The sequence below is a fragment of the Streptomyces sp. NPDC048411 genome (assembly GCF_040704695.1).
Lineage (GTDB): Bacteria > Actinomycetota > Actinomycetes > Streptomycetales > Streptomycetaceae > Streptomyces.
Genome location: NZ_JBEZKL010000065.1, coordinates 1 through 18,963, shown reverse-complemented (window position 1 = coordinate 18,963; position 18,963 = coordinate 1). Strand labels below are relative to the sequence as shown.

Annotated in this window: 16 protein-coding genes and 2 pseudogenes; 14 read left to right on the top strand and 4 right to left on the bottom strand. The window is 69.9% G+C overall.

What is annotated here, in order from left to right; all coding sequences use genetic code 11:
- Positions 1–177: 177 nt before the first annotated feature.
- Together AB0915_RS22540 and AB0915_RS22535 are read right to left on the bottom strand one after the other, a co-directional pair.
- Positions 178–1,407: a DUF349 domain-containing protein gene (locus AB0915_RS22540; RefSeq protein WP_366692780.1), complete on the bottom strand. Its 1,230-nt coding sequence runs from the start codon at positions 1,405–1,407 to the stop codon at positions 178–180.
- 202 nt (positions 1,408–1,609) lie between these two features.
- Positions 1,610–2,398 (bottom strand): peptidylprolyl isomerase, encoded by a 789-nt coding sequence (locus AB0915_RS22535; protein ID WP_366692779.1) that lies wholly within the window; start codon positions 2,396–2,398, stop codon positions 1,610–1,612.
- A 157-nt stretch (positions 2,399–2,555) separates the two neighbouring features.
- Between AB0915_RS22535 and AB0915_RS22530 the strand changes: the two genes are divergently transcribed.
- The gene (locus AB0915_RS22530; RefSeq protein ID WP_266987922.1) at positions 2,556–3,242 is read left to right on the top strand and encodes an MBL fold metallo-hydrolase; all 687 of its coding nucleotides are present in this window, start codon (positions 2,556–2,558) and stop codon (positions 3,240–3,242) included.
- Between the two features lie 13 nt (positions 3,243–3,255).
- Positions 3,256–4,518, top strand: a complete 1,263-nt coding sequence (hisS, locus tag AB0915_RS22525; RefSeq protein WP_366692778.1) for a histidine--tRNA ligase — start codon at positions 3,256–3,258, stop codon at positions 4,516–4,518.
- A 53-nt stretch (positions 4,519–4,571) separates the two neighbouring features.
- Here the strand turns inward: hisS and AB0915_RS22520 are convergent.
- Positions 4,572–4,999, bottom strand: a pseudogene (locus AB0915_RS22520) (ATP-binding cassette domain-containing protein); the annotation flags it as partial.
- A 135-nt stretch (positions 5,000–5,134) separates the two neighbouring features.
- Here AB0915_RS22520 and AB0915_RS22515 point away from each other — a divergent pair.
- Positions 5,135–5,770 carry a vitamin K epoxide reductase family protein gene (locus tag AB0915_RS22515; RefSeq protein ID WP_366692777.1) on the top strand — a complete coding sequence of 212 codons (636 nt, stop codon included), beginning with the start codon at positions 5,135–5,137 and terminating at the stop codon, positions 5,768–5,770.
- Positions 5,771–5,836: 66 nt separating this feature from the next.
- A complete protein-coding gene (locus AB0915_RS22510) occupies positions 5,837–7,210 on the top strand; it encodes a replication-associated recombination protein A (protein ID WP_366692776.1) in 1,374 nt (457 codons plus the stop codon).
- Positions 7,211–7,262: 52 nt separating this feature from the next.
- On the opposite strand, the pseudogene AB0915_RS22505 reads toward AB0915_RS22510, so the two are convergent.
- Positions 7,263–7,598: pseudogene (locus AB0915_RS22505) on the bottom strand (DUF2470 domain-containing protein); the annotation flags it as partial.
- 190 nt (positions 7,599–7,788) lie between these two features.
- On the opposite strand from AB0915_RS22505, the gene rpsD reads away from it, so the two are divergent.
- The 10 genes from rpsD to aroQ all read left to right on the top strand — a co-directional run bounded on the left by rpsD (position 7,789) and on the right by aroQ (position 18,887).
- Complete coding sequence (gene rpsD / locus AB0915_RS22500) at positions 7,789–8,403, top strand: 30S ribosomal protein S4 (protein ID WP_358860756.1); 615 nt, start codon at positions 7,789–7,791, stop codon at positions 8,401–8,403.
- Between the two features lie 343 nt (positions 8,404–8,746).
- The gene (locus AB0915_RS22495) at positions 8,747–9,196 is read left to right on the top strand and encodes a DUF948 domain-containing protein (RefSeq protein WP_366692775.1); all 450 of its coding nucleotides are present in this window, start codon (positions 8,747–8,749) and stop codon (positions 9,194–9,196) included.
- A 7-nt stretch (positions 9,197–9,203) separates the two neighbouring features.
- Positions 9,204–9,557 (top strand): DUF6167 family protein, encoded by a 354-nt coding sequence (locus AB0915_RS22490; protein WP_366692774.1) that lies wholly within the window; start codon positions 9,204–9,206, stop codon positions 9,555–9,557.
- The gene (alaS, locus tag AB0915_RS22485; RefSeq protein ID WP_366692773.1) at positions 9,557–12,226 is read left to right on the top strand and encodes an alanine--tRNA ligase; all 2,670 of its coding nucleotides are present in this window, start codon (positions 9,557–9,559) and stop codon (positions 12,224–12,226) included. The genes AB0915_RS22490 and alaS overlap by 1 nt, the downstream gene beginning before the upstream one ends.
- Complete coding sequence (ruvX, locus tag AB0915_RS22480; RefSeq protein ID WP_064744960.1) at positions 12,223–12,708, top strand: Holliday junction resolvase RuvX; 486 nt, start codon at positions 12,223–12,225, stop codon at positions 12,706–12,708. Before alaS ends, ruvX begins: the two co-directional genes overlap by 4 nt.
- 95 nt (positions 12,709–12,803) lie before the next feature.
- Positions 12,804–14,651 carry an endolytic transglycosylase MltG gene (mltG, locus tag AB0915_RS22475; protein ID WP_366692772.1) on the top strand — a complete coding sequence of 616 codons (1,848 nt, stop codon included), beginning with the start codon at positions 12,804–12,806 and terminating at the stop codon, positions 14,649–14,651.
- Positions 14,648–15,475: a shikimate dehydrogenase gene (locus AB0915_RS22470; protein ID WP_366692771.1), complete on the top strand. Its 828-nt coding sequence runs from the start codon at positions 14,648–14,650 to the stop codon at positions 15,473–15,475. The genes mltG and AB0915_RS22470 overlap by 4 nt, the downstream gene beginning before the upstream one ends.
- Before the next feature lie 147 nt (positions 15,476–15,622).
- Complete coding sequence (gene aroC, locus AB0915_RS22465; protein ID WP_037695345.1) at positions 15,623–16,807, top strand: chorismate synthase; 1,185 nt, start codon at positions 15,623–15,625, stop codon at positions 16,805–16,807.
- Positions 16,804–18,450, top strand: coding sequence for a 3-dehydroquinate synthase (gene aroB / locus AB0915_RS22460; protein ID WP_366692770.1), 1,647 nt, complete (start codon positions 16,804–16,806; stop codon positions 18,448–18,450). Before aroC ends, aroB begins: the two co-directional genes overlap by 4 nt.
- Positions 18,447–18,887 carry a type II 3-dehydroquinate dehydratase gene (gene aroQ, locus AB0915_RS22455; RefSeq protein WP_366692769.1) on the top strand — a complete coding sequence of 147 codons (441 nt, stop codon included), beginning with the start codon at positions 18,447–18,449 and terminating at the stop codon, positions 18,885–18,887. Before aroB ends, aroQ begins: the two co-directional genes overlap by 4 nt.
- Positions 18,888–18,963: the final 76 nt, after the last annotated feature.

Below are 18,963 nucleotides of genomic sequence, written 5' to 3'. Positions count from 1 at the left end.
AGCCCCCGCCCGACCCGGCGGGGGCTGCCGTGCGTCGTCGCACCGGCGGCCGGCTCCCCGTTGACCTCGGCGGCGCCGCGGACACCGTCGTCCGCCGCCGAAACTGGCCCTCCGCCGAAACGCCGAAGGGCCCTCCGTCGGCGACGGAGGGCCCTTCGGGCTGTCTGACCACAGCGGTCAGCCGCCGAACTCCTCCAGGCCCTTCAGCGCCTGGTCCAGCAGGGCCTGACGGCCCTCCAGTTCACGGGCCAGCTTGTCGGCGCGGGCGTTGTTGCCCGCGGCGCGCGCCGTGTCGATCTGCGTACGCAGCTTGTCGACGGCCGCCTGCAGCTGTCCGGTCAGACCCGCGGCGCGCGCACGCGCCTCCGGGTTCGTCCGGCGCCACTCCGACTCCTCGGCCTCCTGGAGCGCCCGCTCCACCGCCTGCATCCGCCCCTCGACCTTCGGGCGGGCGTCGCGCGGCACGTGGCCGATGGCCTCCCAGCGCTCGTTGAGGGCACGGAACGCGGCCCTGGCCGCCTTCAGGTCCTTCACCGGCACCAGTTTCTCGGCCTCGACCGCGAGCTCCTCCTTCAGCTTGAGGTTCTCGCCCTGCTCCGCGTCCCGCTCGGCGAAGACCTCGCTGCGGGCGGCGAAGAAGACGTCCTGCGCACCGCGGAAACGGTTCCACAGATCGTCCTCGGCCTCGCGCTGGGCGCGGCCCGCCGCCTTCCACTCCGTCATCAGGTCGCGGTAACGCGCGGCCGTCGTTCCCCAGTCCGTGGAACCGGAGAGCGCCTCGGCCTCGACGACCAGCTTCTCCTTGGCCTTGCGGGCCTCCTCGCGCTGGGCGTCCAGCGAGGCGAAGTGCGCCTTGCGGCGCTTGGAGAACGCCGAGCGCGCGTGCGAGAAGCGGTGCCACAGCTCGTCGTCCGACTTGCGGTCGAGCCGCGGCAGGCCCTTCCACGTGTCGACGAGTGCCCGCAGCCGCTCGCCCGCGGAGCGCCACTGCTCGCTCTGCGCCAGCTCCTCGGCCTCGGCGACCAGCGCCTCCTTGGCGTGCTTCGCCTCGTCGGTCTGCTTCGCCTTCTGGGCCTTGCGCTCCTCGCGACGGGAGTCGACCGTCGCGACCAGCGCGTCGAGCCGCTGCCGGAGCGCGTCGAGGTCGCCGACGGCGTGATGCTCGTCGACCTGCTGACGCAGATGCTCGATGGCGGTCGTCGCGTCCTTCGCCGACAGGTCGGTGGTCTTCACCCGCCGTTCGAGGAGGCCGATCTCGACCACGATGCCCTCGTACTTGCGCTCGAAGTAAGCCAGAGCCTCCTCGGGAGAACCGGCCTGCCACGATCCGACGACCTGCTCGCCATCGGCTGTACGCACGTACACGGTGCCTGTCTCGTCGACACGGCCCCACGGGTCGCTGCTCACAGCGCCTCCTCCACCTGATGCCTGTGAGAGGGTTCGCCCCCCCGGCATCGTCCACAGTTTCCTGGGGCGGGCCGCGCCCGCCCTGCACAACGCCAATCTAGGCGACCGGCCGCCCGGCTGTCCGCACTCCGCGCGGCCGAAATTCTTGAGCCCGCACACCGAGGGCCTGACCGGCACCGCCGGTCAGGCCCTCGGTGTCCGGTCAGACCTTGTCGACGGCCGCCTTGGAGATGGTGACGGCCTTGTTCGGAGCACCGTCGGCAGCACCGCCGGCGACACCCGCGGTCCCGACCTTCTGCACGGCCTTCAGCGAGGCGGCGTCCATCGTGCCGAACGGCGTGTAGGTCGGCGGCAGCTTGCTGTCCTTGTACACCAGGAAGAACTGGCTGCCGCCGGTGTGCGGCTGTCCGGTGTTGGCCATCGCCACCGTGCCGGCGGGGTACGTCACCGTGCCGTCCTTGCCCGCCTTGCCCAGTGCGGTCAGGTTCTCGTCCGGGATCGTGTAGCCGGGGCCGCCCGTGCCGTCGCCCTTCGGGTCACCGCACTGCAGGACGAAGATGCCCTGTGTGGTCAGCCGGTGACACTTCGTGCCGTCGAAGAAGCCCTTGTCGGCGAGGGACTTGAACGAGTTCGTCGTGTGCGGGGTCTTCGCCGCGTCCATCGTGAACGCGATGTCGCCCTGGCTCGTCTTGAGCGAGAACGTGTACTTCGCTTTCGTGTCGATCTTCATCGCAGGCTCGGGCGCACTGCTCTCGCTCGCCGAGGGCGACGCGGACGGGCTCGCGCTCGCCGCCGCGTCGCTCTTCTTGTCCTTGTCGTCGTTGCCGACGGAGACGTACGCGGCAGCCCCGACGACCGCCACCACGGCCAGCGCCGATGTGATGACGACGGTGAGCCGCCTCGTCTTCCGGCGGGCCTCCTCCCGGCGCTGCTGCTGCCGCTCGAACTTCTCCCTGGCGAGCTGCCGCCGCCGCTGATCGCTGCTGACCACCGGGTGATCTCCTTGTACGTCGTCTGATCGGGCCTGGGTTGCCCGTACCGTATATGGGTTAGCTGTGGAATGAGGAGCGCCGGTAGGCTCTGAACTGCCGCGACCCCCTCGGTCGCGGTCACCGCAGCCCTCCGTCGGACGACCATTAAGGACGATCGTGCTCATTGCCGGGTTCCCCGCCGGGGCCTGGGGGACCAATTGCTACCTGGTCGCCCCTGCCGCAGGCGAGGAGTGCGTGATCATCGACCCGGGCCACCAGGCCACGCAAGGAGTCGAGGAGACGCTGAAGAAGCATCGGCTGAAGCCCGTCGCCGTCGTGCTCACCCATGGCCACATCGACCATGTCGCCTCCGTCGTCCCGGTGTGCGGCGCGCATGACGTCCCTGCCTGGATCCACCCCCAGGACCGGTACATGATGAGCGACCCGGAGAAGGCCCTCGGCCGCTCCATCGGGATGCCGCTCATGGGCGAGCTGACGGTGGGGGAGCCGGACGACGTCAAGGAGCTGAGCGACGGCGCCCTCCTGAAGCTGGCCGGTCTGGAGTTCGGTGTCGCGCATGCGCCCGGCCATACCAAGGGGTCGGTGACGTTCAGGATGCCCGAGGCCGCGGATGTTCCGCAGGTGCTCTTCTCGGGCGACCTGCTCTTCGCCGGCTCCGTCGGACGCACCGACCTGCCCGGCGGCGACCACGCCGAGCTGCTCGAGTCGCTGGCCCGTGTGTGCCTGCCGCTCGACGACTCGACCGTGGTGCTGTCCGGCCACGGCCCCCAGACGACCATCGGCCGCGAGCGCGCAACGAACCCGTATCTGCACGGTATGGACGCGCCCCGACGAGGAATGTGACGAGAGACAGACTGTGAGCACGTTCAAAGCCCCCAAGGGCACGTACGACCTGACCCCGCCCGACTCCGCGACGTATCTCGCGGTGCGCGAGGCGATCTCCGCACCCCTGAAGAACTCCGGCTACGGCTACATCGAGACGCCCGGCTTCGAGGACGTCGCGCTCTTCTCGCGCGGTGTCGGTGAGTCCACCGACATCGTGTCCAAGGAGATGTACACCCTCACCACCAAGGGCGGCTCCGAACTCGCGCTGCGCCCCGAGGGCACCGCGTCCGTGCTGCGCGCCGCACTGGAGGCCAACCTCCACAAGCTCGGCAACCTGCCGGTCAAGCTCTGGTACTCCGGCTCGTACTACCGCTACGAGCGCCCGCAGAAGGGCCGCTACAGGCACTTTTCGCAGGTCGGCGCCGAGGCGATCGGTGCGGAGGACCCGGCACTGGATGCCGAACTGATCATCCTGGCCGACCAGGCCTACCGCTCCCTGGGCCTGCGGAACTTCCGGATCCTGCTGAACTCGCTGGGCGACAAGGAGTGCCGCCCCGTCTACCGGGACGCGCTTCAGGGCTTCCTGCGCGAGCTCGACCTGGACGACGACACCCGCCGCCGCATCGAGCTCAACCCGTTGCGGGTCCTCGACGACAAGCGCCCCGAGGTGCAGAAGCAACTGGTCGGCGCCCCGGTGCTGCGCGACTACCTGTGCGACGCGTGCAAGGCGTACCACGAGGAGGTCCGCGACCTGCTGACCGCCGCCGGTGTCGCGTACGAGGACGACGAGAAGCTCGTCCGCGGCCTCGACTACTACACCCGCACCACCTTCGAGTTCGTCCACGACGGACTCGGCTCGCAGTCCGCGGTGGGCGGCGGCGGCCGCTACGACGGCCTGTCCGAGATGATCGGCGGCCCGGCGCTTCCGTCGGTCGGCTGGGCGCTCGGTGTGGACCGTACGGTGCTCGCGCTGGAGGCGGAGGGCATCGAGCTCGAACTGCCCGCGTCCACCAGCGTCTTCGCGGTGCCGCTCGGCGAGGAGGCCCGCAGGGTGCTGTTCGCCAAGGTGACGGAGCTTCGCAAGCTGGGCGTGGCCGCCGACTTCGCGTTCGGCAGCCGCGGTCTCAAGGGGGCGATGAAGAGCGCCAACCGGTCCGGTGCGCGCCTGACCGTCGTCGCCGGTGAGCGCGATCTCGCCGACGGCGTGGTTCAGCTCAAGGACATGGAGTCGGGCGAGCAGCAGCCGGTCGCGCTCGACGCGCTGGTCGCCGAGATCCAGCAGAAACTGGCCTGATCCACCGATGCCTCTGTGCCCGCCCGGTCCGCCGGGCGGGCACAGAGCGTGGTGATCGCGCCGAGTGCCGCGTCCGGGCGGCGCCGCCGACCGCCGGAGAACGCCTTGATCCGGGTGTCCGCATACTGCTCCAGACCCACCATCGCGATGACGTCCGTGACGTCCGGCGGCTGCGGGCAGGAGCGGGCGAAGTGCGTCACGGCCTCCCGTACCGTCAACTCGGCGGGTGCCGATTCATCCTGCCGGACGACCCCGACCCCGGAACGCCGGCGACGGTCGGCGGACGCGAGCACCGAGACCGTTCCCGCGTCGCGGCTGCGATGCCCCTGGAGGATCTCCACCGCGGTGCTCTTCCCGGCCCCGTTCGGCCGCGGATGCCGAGCACCTCGCCCGGGCGGATTCCCAGGTCGAGGCCGTCCGGCGCGGTCGCTTCGCCGCAGCGCTTGCGCAGACCCTGTACGGCCACAGTGAATTCGGTCATGGCGCGGAGCGTCTCGCGGAGCTGTGAGTTCCGTGCCGCCGTCCGTACATCTTTATGTCCACCGAACGGTTGACCCGAGCGGTGGTGCGGCACAATGACCATGCTCAGTAGGCCACTCACTGATGGAACGGCGATATGACGACTGCAGCGGTTGACCATCCCTCATCCGACCAGGACGAGGACGGCGGGAAGACGACCTTCGGCGGCAGTCGCGCGTTCGCACTGCTGCTGGTGATCGCAGGCGCTGCCGGGCTTCTCGCCGCCTGGGTCATCACGATCGACAAGTTCAAGCTGCTCGAAGACCCCTCCTTCACCCCGGGCTGCAGCCTCAACCCCGTGGTCTCGTGCGGCAACATCATGAAGAGCGATCAGGCGTCCGCCTTCGGGTTCCCGAATCCGATGCTCGGACTCGCCACGTACTCGGTGGTCATCGGAATCGGCATGGCGCTGCTTGCCGGGGCCCGGTTCCGCAGCTGGTACTGGCTCGGACTCAACGCGGGCACCCTGTTCGGAGTCGGCTTCTGCACCTGGCTGCAGTACCAGTCGCTCTACCAGATCAACTCGCTCTGCCTGTGGTGCTGCCTGGCGTGGGTCGCCACGATCTTCCTGTTCTGCTACGTCACCACGCACAACATCAAGCACCGGATCCTTCCCGCGCCGAACTGGCTGCGCAACGGACTGACGGAGTTCCACTGGGTTCCGCCGGTCGTCTGGGTCGGCATCATCGGCATGCTGATCCTGACCCGCTGGTGGGACTTCTGGACCAGCTGAACCGGCAGGTCCCGTGCGGGAACCGGCCCGGCGGCGCTGTCGGTGCCGTGACATAGGCTTCACATCGTGGAGCCCGACCTCTTTACCGCAGCCGCCGAAGACCGCCAGGAGAGGGACCCGTCCAGCAGCCCACTCGCTGTCCGGATGCGTCCCCGTACGCTCGATGAGGTCGTCGGCCAGCAGCATCTGCTGAAGCCGGGCTCGCCGCTGCGCCGCCTCGTCGGCGAGGGGAGCGGCGGGCCGGCCGGCCCGTCGTCGGTGATCCTCTGGGGTCCGCCCGGCATCGGCAAGACGACCTTGGCGTACGTGGTCAGCAAGGCCACCAACAAGCGTTTCATCGAGCTCTCCGCGATCACCGCGGGCGTCAAGGAAGTGCGGGCCGTCATCGAGGGCGCCCGCCGGGCCACCGGCGGCTATGGCAAGGAGACCGTTCTCTTCCTCGACGAGATCCACCGCTTCTCCAAGGCCCAGCAGGACTCCCTGCTGCCGGCCGTGGAGAACCGCTGGGTGACGCTCATCGCCGCGACGACTGAGAACCCGTACTTCTCGATCATTTCGCCGCTGCTGTCGCGCTCGCTGCTCCTCACCCTGGAATCGCTCACCGACGACGATCTGCGCGCTCTCATGCACCGCGCCCTGACCGACGAGCGCGGACTCGGCGGCGCGGTCACCCTGCCCGAGGACGCGGAGGCGCATCTGCTGCGGATCGCCGGGGGAGACGCGCGGCGCGCGCTGACGGCGCTGGAGGCAGCGGCCGGCGCGGCGCTCGCCATGCAGGAGAAGGAGATCACTCTCCAGACCGTCGAGGCGACCGTCGACCGGGCAGCGGTGAAGTACGACCGGGACGGCGACCAGCACTACGACGTGGCGAGCGCCCTCATCAAGTCGATCCGTGGCTCCGACGTGGATGCCGCGCTGCACTATCTGGCCCGGATGATCGAGGCGGGGGAGGACCCCCGGTTCATCGCCCGGCGGCTGATGATCTCCGCCAGCGAGGACATCGGCCTCGCCGACCCGACAGCCCTGCCCACGGCGGTCGCTGCCGCCCAGGCCGTGGCCTTGATCGGTTTTCCGGAGGCGGCGCTCACCCTCAGCCATGCCACGATCGCGCTGGCGCTCGCCCCCAAGTCCAACGCGGCGACGCTCGCGATCTTCGCGGCCCAGGAGGACGTACGGAAGGGGCTGGCCGGTCCGGTCCCGGCCCATCTGCGCGACGGCCATTACAAGGGCGCCGTCGCGCTCGGGCACGCACAGGGCTACGTCTATCCGCATGATGTCCCCGGCGGGATCGCCGCCCAGCAGTACGCCCCCGATGCCGTCCGCGACAGGCACTACTACCGGCCCACGCGGTACGGCGCGGAGGCGCGGTACGCGGACGTGGTGGACCGGGTCCGCGAGCGGCTCGGCCGCAGCGGCTTCGACGGCGCGGCAGACGCCTGAGGCGCACGCTCAATGCACCGCCGCCTCGAACAGCGTGTGCATGGGCCCGCACCTCACCCGTGCCCAGCCGCAGCATCATCCGGCCCGGCCATCCCGGGTACGGGCGTGAGCCGGCCGGCGACCCGGCCGCGGATGCGGTGCGGCACCGATACCGGCGCGACGTCCGTGATCTCCAGCACAACGGCCAACTCCTCGTCCTGGGCGTGCGCCGCGGCCCGTACGGCCGGGGAATCGGCAGGAAGTCCGAGAAACAGATCCCTTCGGGGCCCACGCTCCGGCCCAGGGGAATCAGCTGATCGAAGCCCGCAGAGCTCATCCCGGGGACGAGCAGTACCGCCGAACAGGTACTCTGTACGAGAGTTCGTGTGCGCTCGGCTGCTGACGGCATCCGAGTGAGTTCAAGCCCGCTGGGACGCGGCTGACCACGATCTGATCGGTCCTCCGTCGTATCGACGCCCTCGGTGGCGTCGACGCTGTCTGTGCTGTCCGTGACGTGTGTGTGGTGTTCCCAGGGCGAGACATGCGATCTCCTTGAGTAAGGTGAGCCTAACCTAACCCACAATGGAGGTCTGGAGAACGTGCCTAACCAGTCGCGTCCCAAGGTCAAGAAGTCCCGTGCGCTCGGCATTGCCCTGACGCCGAAGGCCGTCAAGTACTTCGAGTCCCGCCCCTACCCGCCGGGCGAGCACGGCCGTGGCCGCAAGCAGAACTCGGACTACAAGGTCCGTCTGCTCGAGAAGCAGCGTCTGCGCGCCCAGTACGACATCAGCGAGCGCCAGATGGCGCGCGCGTACGACCGCGCCAAGAAGGCCGAGGGCAAGACGGGCGAGGCGCTCGTCGTCGAGCTCGAGCGCCGTCTCGACGCGCTGGTCCTGCGTTCGGGCATCGCCCGCACGATCTACCAGGCCCGTCAGATGGTCGTGCACGGCCACATCGAGGTCGACGGCCGCAAGGTCGACAAGCCGTCGTTCCGCGTCCGTCCCGACAACATCGTGATGGTCCGCGAGCGCAGCCGCGACAAGCACCCCTTCCAGGTGGCCCGCGAGGGTGGTTACGCTCCCGACGGCGAGACCCCGCGCTACCTGCAGGTGAACCTGAAGGCCCTGGCCTTCCGCCTGGACCGGGACCCGAACCGCAAGGAGATCCCGGTGATCTGCGACGAGCAGCTCGTCGTCGAGTACTACGCCCGCTGATCCAGGCGTAGCCGCTCTCACCAGCGCTCAGGCCCGCCCCTCCCCGATGTCGGGGAGGCGGCGGGCTTCCGCGTTCTGCTGCCCGGCGCGGGCACGGGTCCCGGCCGGTCCACGGGCCGGGCCGCCAGCGCCCTGGCCACAGCCGAGTCAGGATCCAGTCTGCCGCCCGAGCGTCGCATGAAACACGCAGAGCACTGGCACGGAAGCTCTCCGTACCATCTCCTTTGCACAACTACGGCTCCGCCCACCAGGAATGCGGTAGGGGGCGTGGCCCCCGGCGCGATAGGGTCGGGAGACGACGATTCGACAAGCCAGAGAGCGGTGCATTGTGTCCGGTGGAGAGGTGGCCGGGATCCTGGTGGCCGTCTTCTGGGCGATCCTGGTCTCGTTCCTCGCCGTCGTCCTGGTGAGGCTGGCCCAGACGCTCAGGGCGACCACCAAACTCGTGGCGGACGTGACCGAGCAGGCCGTTCCGCTGCTCGCCGACGCGTCCGCGACCGTGCGCTCCGCGCAGACGCAGCTCGACAAGGTCGACGCGATCGCGACGGATGTCCAGGAGGTCACCTCCAACGCCTCGGCGCTCTCCACGACTGTCGCATCGACCTTCGGCGGACCGCTGGTCAAGGTCGCCGCCTTCGGTTACGGAGTTCGGCAGGCCATCGGCCGCCGGGCCGCTCCGGAAGCCGAGCCGGCCCGCCGGGAACCCCGACGCACGGTGATCGTCGGCCGCACGGTGCCGTCCGCGCGAGCCAAGAAGCAGGGCGGCAGAAGCTCCCGCGGATCGAAGGACTGACGCAGCGATGTTCCGCCGTACGTTCTGGTTCACCGCCGGCGCAGCCGCCGGCGTCTGGGCCACCACCAAGGTCAACCGGAAGCTCAGGCAGCTGACCCCCGAGAGCCTCGCGGCGCGCGCCGCCGACAGGGCGATCGAGAGTGGTCACAAGCTCAAGGACTTCGCCCTCGACGTCCGCGACGGCATGGTCCGGCGCGAGGCCGAACTGGGCGAGGCGCTGGGCCTTGAGGCGCCGGTCGACCCCGAACTCCCCCTGCAGCGTCACTTCGCGGTCGAGGCGGCCGAGCCCGCCCCGGCCGCCGACGCCACCGCCTACCGCAAGCTCCCCTACAACTCGTACAACCGGAATGAGGACCACTGATGGAGTCGGCTGAAATTCGTCGCCGCTGGCTGAGCTTCTTCGAGGAGCGCGGGCACACCGTCGTGCCTTCGGCGTCGCTCATCGCGGACGACCCGACTCTGCTGCTGGTTCCCGCGGGCATGGTCCCCTTCAAGCCGTACTTCCTCGGCGAGGTCAAGCCGCCTGCCCAGCGCGTCACCAGCGTGCAGAAGTGTGTGCGTACGCCGGACATCGAAGAGGTCGGCAAGACCACCCGGCACGGCACCTTCTTCCAGATGTGCGGCAACTTCTCCTTCGGCGACTACTTCAAGGAAGGCGCCATCAGCTACGCCTGGGAGGCTCTCACCAGCTCCGTGGCGGACGGCGGCTTCGGTCTCGACCCCGAGCGGCTGTGGATCACGGTCTACCTCGACGACGACGAGGCCGAGCAGATCTGGCGCGACAAGATCGGCGTTCCGGCCGAGCGCATCCAGCGCCTGGGCAAGAAGGACAACTTCTGGTCCATGGGCGTCCCCGGCCCGTGCGGCCCCTGCTCCGAGATCAACTACGACCGCGGCCCCGAGTTCGGCGTCGAGGGCGGCCCCGCCGTCAACGACGAGCGGTACGTAGAGATCTGGAACCTGGTCTTCATGCAGTACGAGCGGGGCGCGGGCGACGGCAAGGAGGACTTCCCGATCCTCGGCGACCTGCCGTCGAAGAACATCGACACCGGCCTCGGCCTCGAGCGCCTCGCGATGATCCTCCAGGACGTGCAGAACCTGTACGAGATCGACACCTCGATGGCCGTCATCGAGAAGGCCACCGAGCTGACCGGGGTGCGCTACGGCAACAACCACACTTCGGACGTCTCCCTCCGGGTCGTCACCGACCACATGCGTACGTCCGTCATGCTCATCGGCGACGGCGTCACCCCCGGCAACGAGGGCCGCGGTTACGTGCTGCGCCGCATCATGCGCCGCGCCATCCGCAACATGCGCCTCCTCGGCGCCACCGGCCCGGTCGTCGCCGAGCTCGTCGACACGGTCATCGCGTCGATGGGCCAGCAGTACCCGGAGCTGATCACCGACCGCAAGCGCATCGAGACCGTCGCCCTCGCCGAAGAGGCCGCCTTCCTGAAGGCTCTCAAGGGCGGCACCAACATCCTCGACACCGCCGTCACCGAGACCAAGGCCGCCGGCGGCAAGGTCCTCGCCGGCGACAAGGCGTTCCTGCTCCACGACACCTGGGGCTTCCCGATCGACCTCACCCTGGAGATGGCCGCCGAGCAGGGCCTCGCCGTGGACGAGGACGGTTTCCGCCGCCTGATGAAGGAACAGCGGGACCGCGCCAAGGCCGATGCCAAGGCCAAGAAGACCGGCCACGCCGACCTGTCCGCCTATCGCGAGGTGGCCGACAACTCCGGCACCACCGAGTTCACCGGCTACACGTCCACCGAGGGCGAGTCGACCATCGTCGGCCTCCTGGTCGACGGTGTGCCCTCGCCCGCCGCCACGGAGGGCGACGACGTCGAGGTCGTCCTCGACCGCACCCCGTTCTACGCCGAGGGCGGTGGCCAGCTCGCCGACCAGGGCCGGATCCGGCTCGACACCGGCGCCGTCATCCAGGTGCGCGACGTCCAGCAGCCCGTCCCGGGCGTCTCCGTCCACAAGGGCACGGTCCAGGTCGGTGAGGTGACGATCGGCGCCTCCGCCTACGCCGCCATCGACAACACCCGTCGCCGCGCCATCGCCCGCGCCCACAGCGCCACGCACCTCACGCACCAGGCGCTGCGCGACGCACTGGGCCCGACGGCCGCCCAGGCCGGTTCGGAGAACTCGCCGGGCCGCTTCCGCTTCGACTTCGGTTCGCCCGCCGCCGTCCCCGGCACGGTCCTCACCGACGTCGAGCAGAAGATCAACGAGGTCCTCTCCCGGGAGCTCGACGTCCAGGCCGAGGTCATGTCCATCGACGAGGCCAAGAAGCAGGGTGCCATCGCCGAGTTCGGCGAGAAGTACGGCGAGCGGGTCCGCGTGGTCACCATCGGCGACTTCTCCAAGGAGCTGTGCGGCGGTACGCACGTCCACAACACCGCCCAGCTGGGCCTGGTGAAGCTGCTCGGCGAATCGTCCATCGGTTCCGGTGTGCGCCGCATCGAGGCCCTCGTGGGCGTCGACGCGTACAACTTCCTCGCCAAGGAGCACACGGTCGTCGCCCAGCTCCAGGAGCTGGTCAAGGGCCGCCCCGAGGAGCTTCCGGAGAAGGTCTCCGCCATGCTCGGCAAGCTGAAGGACGCCGAGAAGGAGATCGAGAAGTTCCGCGCGGAGAAGGTCCTGCAGGCCGCCGCCGGGCTCGTCGAGTCCGCCAAGGACGTGCGCGGTGTCGCCGTCGTCACCGGTCAGGTACCGGACGGCACCTCGGCCGACGACCTGCGCAAGCTGGTCCTCGACATCCGCGGGCGCATCCAGGGCGGCCGCGCTGCCGTCGTGGCCCTGTTCACCACGGCCAATGGCCGCCCGCTGACCGTCATCGCCACCAATGAGGCCGCCCGCGAGCGCGGACTCAAGGCCGGTGACCTGGTCCGCACGGCCGCCAAGACCCTCGGCGGCGGAGGCGGCGGCAAGCCGGACGTGGCCCAGGGCGGCGGCCAGAACCCGGCCGCCATCGGCGAGGCCATCGCCGCGGTCGAACGCCTCGTCACCGAAACGGCGTGACGGCGGGAGTGACGCAGATGCGCCGCGGACGTCGTCTCGCGATCGACGTCGGGGATGCCCGGATCGGGGTCGCCTCGTGCGACCCCGACGGGATCCTCGCCACGCCGGTGGAGACCGTGCCGGGACGTGACGTCCCGGCCGCCCACCGGCGGCTGGGACAGATCGTCGAGGAGTACGAGCCGATCGAGATCATCATCGGCCTGCCGAGGTCTCTGGGCGGCGGTGAAGGGCCCGCGGCGGCCAAGGTCCGGCTCTTCGCCCAAGAGGTTGCCCGCTCGGTTGCACCCATTCCAGTGCGATTGGTGGACGAGAGGATGACCACAGTGACGGCGAGTCAAGGACTGCGCGCCTCGGGCGTGAAGTCCAAGAAAGGCCGGTCTGTCATCGATCAGGCTGCCGCTGTGGTGATCCTTCAGAACGCTCTGGAGTCCGAGCGAGCCTCAGGCAAAGCTCCGGGCGAGGGCGTCGAAGTGGTTGTCTGATCGCGATACGGTAACGTTCCGCGCGATGCGGCGGTGTTCGAACAAACACCGCACAGCAAAGAGGCGGAACGTTGTCTCGCGGCTCTAGGGGATCGATGACTGAGTATGGCCGGAGCCCCGGCTCCGAACCGTGGCGCCCCGAGGATCCCTTGTACGGGGACCAGGGATGGGGAGGCCAGCAGGCTGCCCACGGCCAGAGCCAGTACGGCCCTCCGCAGGACCCCTACGCCCAGCAGCCGCCGCAGCAGGCGTACCCGCAGCACCAGCAGTACGGCGCTCCGCAGGACCCGTACGCGCAGCAGCCGCCGCAGCACGACCCGTACGGACAGCAGGCCCCTCAGCCACAGCAGCACGACCCGTACGCGCAGCAAGCCCCTCAGCCGCCGCAGCATGACCCGTACGGACAGCAGGCCCCTCAGCCGCAGCAGCATGACCCGTACGCGCAGCAGCCACAGCAGCACGACCCCTACGCCCAGCAGGCCCCCCAGCCGCAGCACAACGGCGGCTGGGACACCGGCCAGCAGGCCGCGATGCCGTACGGCACCCCCCCGAACGATCCGTACGGGAACGGAACGAACGGCTACGGCGAATCGCACGACAACTACGGCACGCCCGATGCGTACCCGCCGCCGCAGCCCCCGGGCCGACGCGAGGCGGGGCCCGAACAGGCCCCGCCGCAGAACACCGACTGGGACCCGGACGTGCCCCAGGAGGAGACGCACCCCTTCTTCACGGGCACCGACGACGACCGTGACGGCCGGGACCCCCGTGACGACGATGACGAGTACGACGACGATCCGCGCGACGGTCGCAGGGGCGGCCGAGGCGGCGGCGAACGCCGCGGCAAGGGCAAGAAGAAGAACCGCAGCGGTTGCGCCTGCCTCGTCGTCGCCGTGGTCCTCGCCGGAGGTGTCGGCGGGGCGGGCTACGTCGGCTACACGTACTGGCAGAACAAATTCGGCGCGGCACCCGACTACTCGGGCCAGGGCTCCGGCAGCGTCGACGTGGAGATCCCGGAGGGCGCCCTCGGCAACGAGATCGGCAGCATCCTGAAGGCGAAGGGCGTCGTCAAGAGCGTCGACGCGTTCATCGCCGCGCAGGCCGAGAACCCCAAGGGGAAGTCGATCCAGGCGGGGGCCTATCTCTTGCACAAGGAGATGTCTGCGGCCGAGGCCGTGAAGCTGATGCTCGACCCGAAGAGCCAGAACGCGCTGACCGTCCCGGAGGGCCGGCGCAACGCCGACGTCTACACGCTGATCGACAAGAAGCTCGGTCTCAAGGCAGGCACCACCGGCGATGTCGCCAAGAAACAAGCTGGCAGCCTCGGGCTCCCGCAATGGGCCAAGAACCACCCGGAACTCAAGGACCCACTGGAGGGCTTCCTCTACCCCGCGACCTATCCGGCTGCCAAGGGGATGAAGCCGGAGGCCGTCCTCAAGCAGATGGTCGCCCGGGCCAACGAGGAATACAACAAGGTCGACCTCGAGGCGAGCGCCAGGAAGCTGGGCCTCAAGGACCCCTGGCAGCTGATGACGGTCGCCAGCCTCGTTCAGGCCGAGGGTAAGTACAAGCATGACTTCGACAAGGTCGCGCGGGTCGTCTACAACCGTCTTAAGCCGGGCAACGTCGAGACGAATGGTCTGCTGGACTTCGACTCGACCGTGAACTATGCGAAGAGCCAGAGCACCCTGGACATCGGTACGGTGAAGGATCTGCGCCAGTGGAAGGAGCCGTACAACACGTATTACATCCACGGCCTGCCACCTGGGCCGATCAACAACCCCGGTAGTGCCGCTCTGCACTCCGCCATGAACCCGACGCCCGGACCATGGTTCTATTTCGTGTCGGTGACGGCGGACAAAACCCTGTTCTCCGTGACCAATGCCGAGCACAACAAGAACGTGGCCAAATACGAGGCAGAACGGAAGAAGTCGGGCCAGTGACCCACGCGCACAGGGCAGCCGTCCTCGGCTCGCCGATCGCCCACTCGCTCTCCCCGATCCTGCACCGGGCCGCGTACGCAGAGCTCGGTCTCACCGACTGGACCTACGACCGGTTCGAGATCGACGAGCAGGCGCTGCCCGGCTTCATCGCGGGCCTGGACTCTTCCTGGGCCGGACTCTCGCTGACCATGCCGCTGAAGCGCGTGATCATTCCGCTGCTGGACTCCGTCAGCGAAACCGCCTCCTCGGTCGAGGCCGTGAACACAGTGGTCTTCACGAGGGACGGCCGTCGCGTCGGCGACAACACCGACATCCCCGGCATGATCGCCGCTCTGCGCGAACGCGGCGTGGACACCGTGGAGTCCGCCGCGGTCCTCGGTGCCGGGGCCACCGCGTCCTCCGCGCTCGCCGCGCTCGCGGTGATCTGCACAGGGCCGGTCACGGCCTACGTACGCAGCCGGGAACGTGGCGACGAGATGCGCGGCTGGGGCGAACGCCTCGGCGTCGACGTGAGGATCTCCGACTGGGCGCAAGCGAAGCAGGCACTGCACGCCCCCCTGGTGATCGCGACCACGCCGGCCGGGGCGACGGACGCGCTGGCCGGTGCGGTACCGGACGCACCCGGCACGCTCTTCGATGTGCTGTACGAGCCCTGGCCCACCGTACTCGCTGCCGCCTGGGCAGCACATAACGGTGCAGTCGTCGGAGGTCTCGACCTTCTGGTGCACCAGGCCGTCCTCCAGGTCGAGCAGATGACGGGCCGCTCGCCCGCCCCGCTCGCAGCCATGCGGAACGCCGGCGAAGAGGCGCTCGCCGCCCGCTGACCACTTCGATCGCGGGCCGCGATCCGTCCGTCTGCTGGACCGGCGGCCGGTTCGGGGGCCTGGGCGTGGGAGGATCGAAGGCGGCGGGCCAGGGCCGCGCACCCGGTCGCGCCGTTGCAGTTCCAGGCGCGAGCATGAGGAGCACCGTTGAGCAGGTTGCGCTGGCTGACCGCGGGGGAGTCGCACGGCCCCGCACTGGTGGCGACGCTGGAGGGTCTTCCCGCCGGTGTCCCGATCACCACGGAGATGGTGGCGGACGCACTCGCCCGGCGGCGGCTCGGCTATGGCCGCGGCGCACGGATGAAGTTCGAGAAGGACGAGGTCACCTTCCTGGGTGGCGTACGCCACGGTCTGACCATGGGGTCCCCGGTCGCCGTGATGGTGGGCAACACCGAATGGCCCAAGTGGGAGCAGGTCATGTCGGCCGACCCGGTCGACCCCGACGAGCTCGCCACCCTGGCCCGTAACGCCCCGCTGACCCGCCCGCGGCCCGGCCACGCCGACCTCGCGGGCATGCAGAAGTACGGCTTCGACGAGGCCCGGCCGATCCTGGAGCGCGCCAGTGCCCGGGAGACCGCGGCCCGGGTGGCGCTCGGCGCCGTCGCGCGCTCGTACCTCAAGGAGACCGCGGGCATCGAGATCGTCAGCCATGTCGTCGAGCTGGCCGCGGCCAAGGCGCCGTACGGCGTCTACCCCACGCCCGCCGACGTCGAGAAGCTCGACGCCGACCCGGTGCGCTGCCTCGACGCCGCCGCGAGCAAGGAAATGGTCGCCGAGATCGACCAAGCCCACAAGGACGGCGACACCCTGGGCGGTGTCGTCGAGGTGCTCGCGTACGGGGTGCCGGTCGGCCTCGGCTCGCACGTGCACTGGGACCGCCGCCTCGACGCACGCCTCGCCGCTGCACTGATGGGCATTCAGGCGATCAAGGGTGTCGAGGTCGGCGACGGCTTCGACCTGGCCCGGGTTCCCGGTTCGAAGGCGCACGACGAGATCCTGGTCACCGAGGACGGCATCAAGCGCGCCTCCGGCCGCTCCGGCGGTACCGAGGGCGGTCTGACCACCGGCGAGCTGCTCCGGGTCCGTGCCGCGATGAAGCCCATCGCCACCGTGCCCCGCGCGCTCGCCACCGTCGACGTCGTCACCGGTGAGCCGGCCAAGGCACACCACCAGCGCTCCGATGTCTGCGCGGTGCCGGCTGCCGGCATCGTCGCCGAGGCGATGGTCGCGCTGGTCCTGGCCGACGCGGTGGCGGAGAAGTTCGGCGGGGACAGCGTCCCCGAGACCCACCGCAACGTGCAGTCGTACCTCGACCACCTCCAGATCCGATGAGCGGCCCGCTGATCGTCCTCGTCGGCCCGATGGGTGTCGGCAAGTCCACGGTCGGTGAGCTGCTCGCCGACCGGCTCGGCACCACCTACCGGGACACCGACGCGGATGTCGTGGCCACGGCAGGCAAGCCGATCTCGGAGATCTTCTACGACGAGGGCGAGGAACACTTCCGCGAGCTGGAGCGGCAGGCGGTACGCACCGCCGTCGCCGAGCACACCGGCGTCCTCGCGCTCGGCGGCGGCGCCGTGCTCGACGGGACGACCCGCGCCCTGCTCGCCGGCCACGCCGTCGTCTATCTCTCGATGGACGTGGAGGAGGCCGTCAGGCGGGTCGGGCTGAACACCGCGCGCCCGCTGCTCGCCGTCAACCCGCGCCGGCAGTGGCGCGAGCTGATGGAGGCGCGCCGCCACCTCTACGACGAGGTGGCCCGGGCGACCGTTGCCACCGACAAGCGCACACCCGAAGAGGTCGCCCAGGCGGTCCTCGACGCACTGGAACTGCCGGAGCGCGCGGTCGACCCCGCGGCGCCCGGCCGGGAGAACACACGCATGACGGACCAGGGCCCCACACGCATCCAGATCGCCGGCAGTGCGGGCACCGACCCGTACGAGGTGCTGGTCGGCCGACAGCTGCTCGGTGAGCTGCCCTCGCTGATCGGCGACCGCGCCCGGCGGGTCGCGGTCCTGCACCCCGAGGCGCTCGCCGAGACCGGAGAGGCAGTCCGTCAGGACCTCGCCGACCAGGGGTACGAGGCCATCGCCATCCAGCTGCCGAACGCCGAGGAGGCCAAGACCGCCGAGGTCGCGGCGTACTGCTGGAAGGCGCTCGGCCAGACCGGATTCACCCGCACCGACGTCATCGTCGGCGTCGGCGGCGGCGCCACCACCGACGTGGCCGGGTTCGTCGCGGCGACGTGGCTGCGCGGGGTGCGCTGGATCGCCGTACCGACGACCGTGCTCGCCATGGTCGACGCGGCCGTCGGCGGCAAGACCGGCATCAACACCGCCGAGGGCAAGAACCTCGTCGGCGCCTTCCACCCGCCGGCCGGGGTGCTCTGCGACCTCGCCGCCCTCGACTCGCTGCCGGTGCACGACTACGTCAGCGGCATGGCCGAGATCATCAAGGCCGGTTTCATCGCCGACCCTGCGATCCTCGACCTGATCGAGTCGGACCCGGAAGGCGCCCGGACGCCCGCCGGTCCGCACACCGCCGAGCTGATCGAGCGGTCCATCCGGGTCAAGGCCGAGGTCGTCTCCAGCGACCTCAAGGAGTCCGGGCTGCGCGAGATCCTCAACTACGGGCACACCCTCGCCCACGCCATCGAGAAGAACGAGCGCTACAAGTGGCGCCACGGCGCGGCTGTCTCCGTCGGCATGGTCTTCGCCGCCGAGCTGGGCCGGCTGGCCGGACGCCTCGACGACGCCACCGCCGACCGGCACCGCACCGTCCTGGAGTCCGTCGGACTGCCGCTCACCTACCGCGGCGACCAGTGGCCCAGGCTGCTGGAGAACATGAAGATCGACAAGAAGTCCCGCGGCGACCTGCTGCGCTTCATCGTGCTCGACGGCCTGGGCAAGCCCACCGTCCTGGAGGGACCCGACCCGGCGGTGCTGCTCGCCGCGTACGGGGAGGTGTCGGCGTGACCCGCCGGGTCTTCGTGCTCAACGGGCCGAACCTCGGCCGGCTCGGCTCCCGTGAGCCCGATGTGTACGGCGCGACGTCGTACGCCGGACTCGTCGAGACCTGCCGGACGCTCGGCAAGGAGCTCGGCTTCGACGTCGACGTCCGGGAGACCAACGACGAGGGCGAACTGATCCGCTGGCTGCACGAGGCCGCGGACGGGTCGATTCCGGTCGTTCTCAACCCGGGAGCCTTCACCCATTACTCGTACGGAATGCGGGATGCGGCCGCTCAGCGCACCGCCCCGCTCATCGAGGTGCACATCTCGAACCCGTACGCACGGGAGGAGTTCCGTCACACCTCGGTCGTCGCGCCGGTTGCCACGGGGACCGTCGCCGGCTTCGGTATCGGCTCCTACCGGCTTGCCCTGCGCGCCCTCGCCGACGAACTGGCGGACTGAGCAACCAGTCGGCCCCCGGGCTGCTCGGTGCGGTGCCCGCGCAGCGCCCGGCCGTGCCCGCCGCCGTCGAGGCACC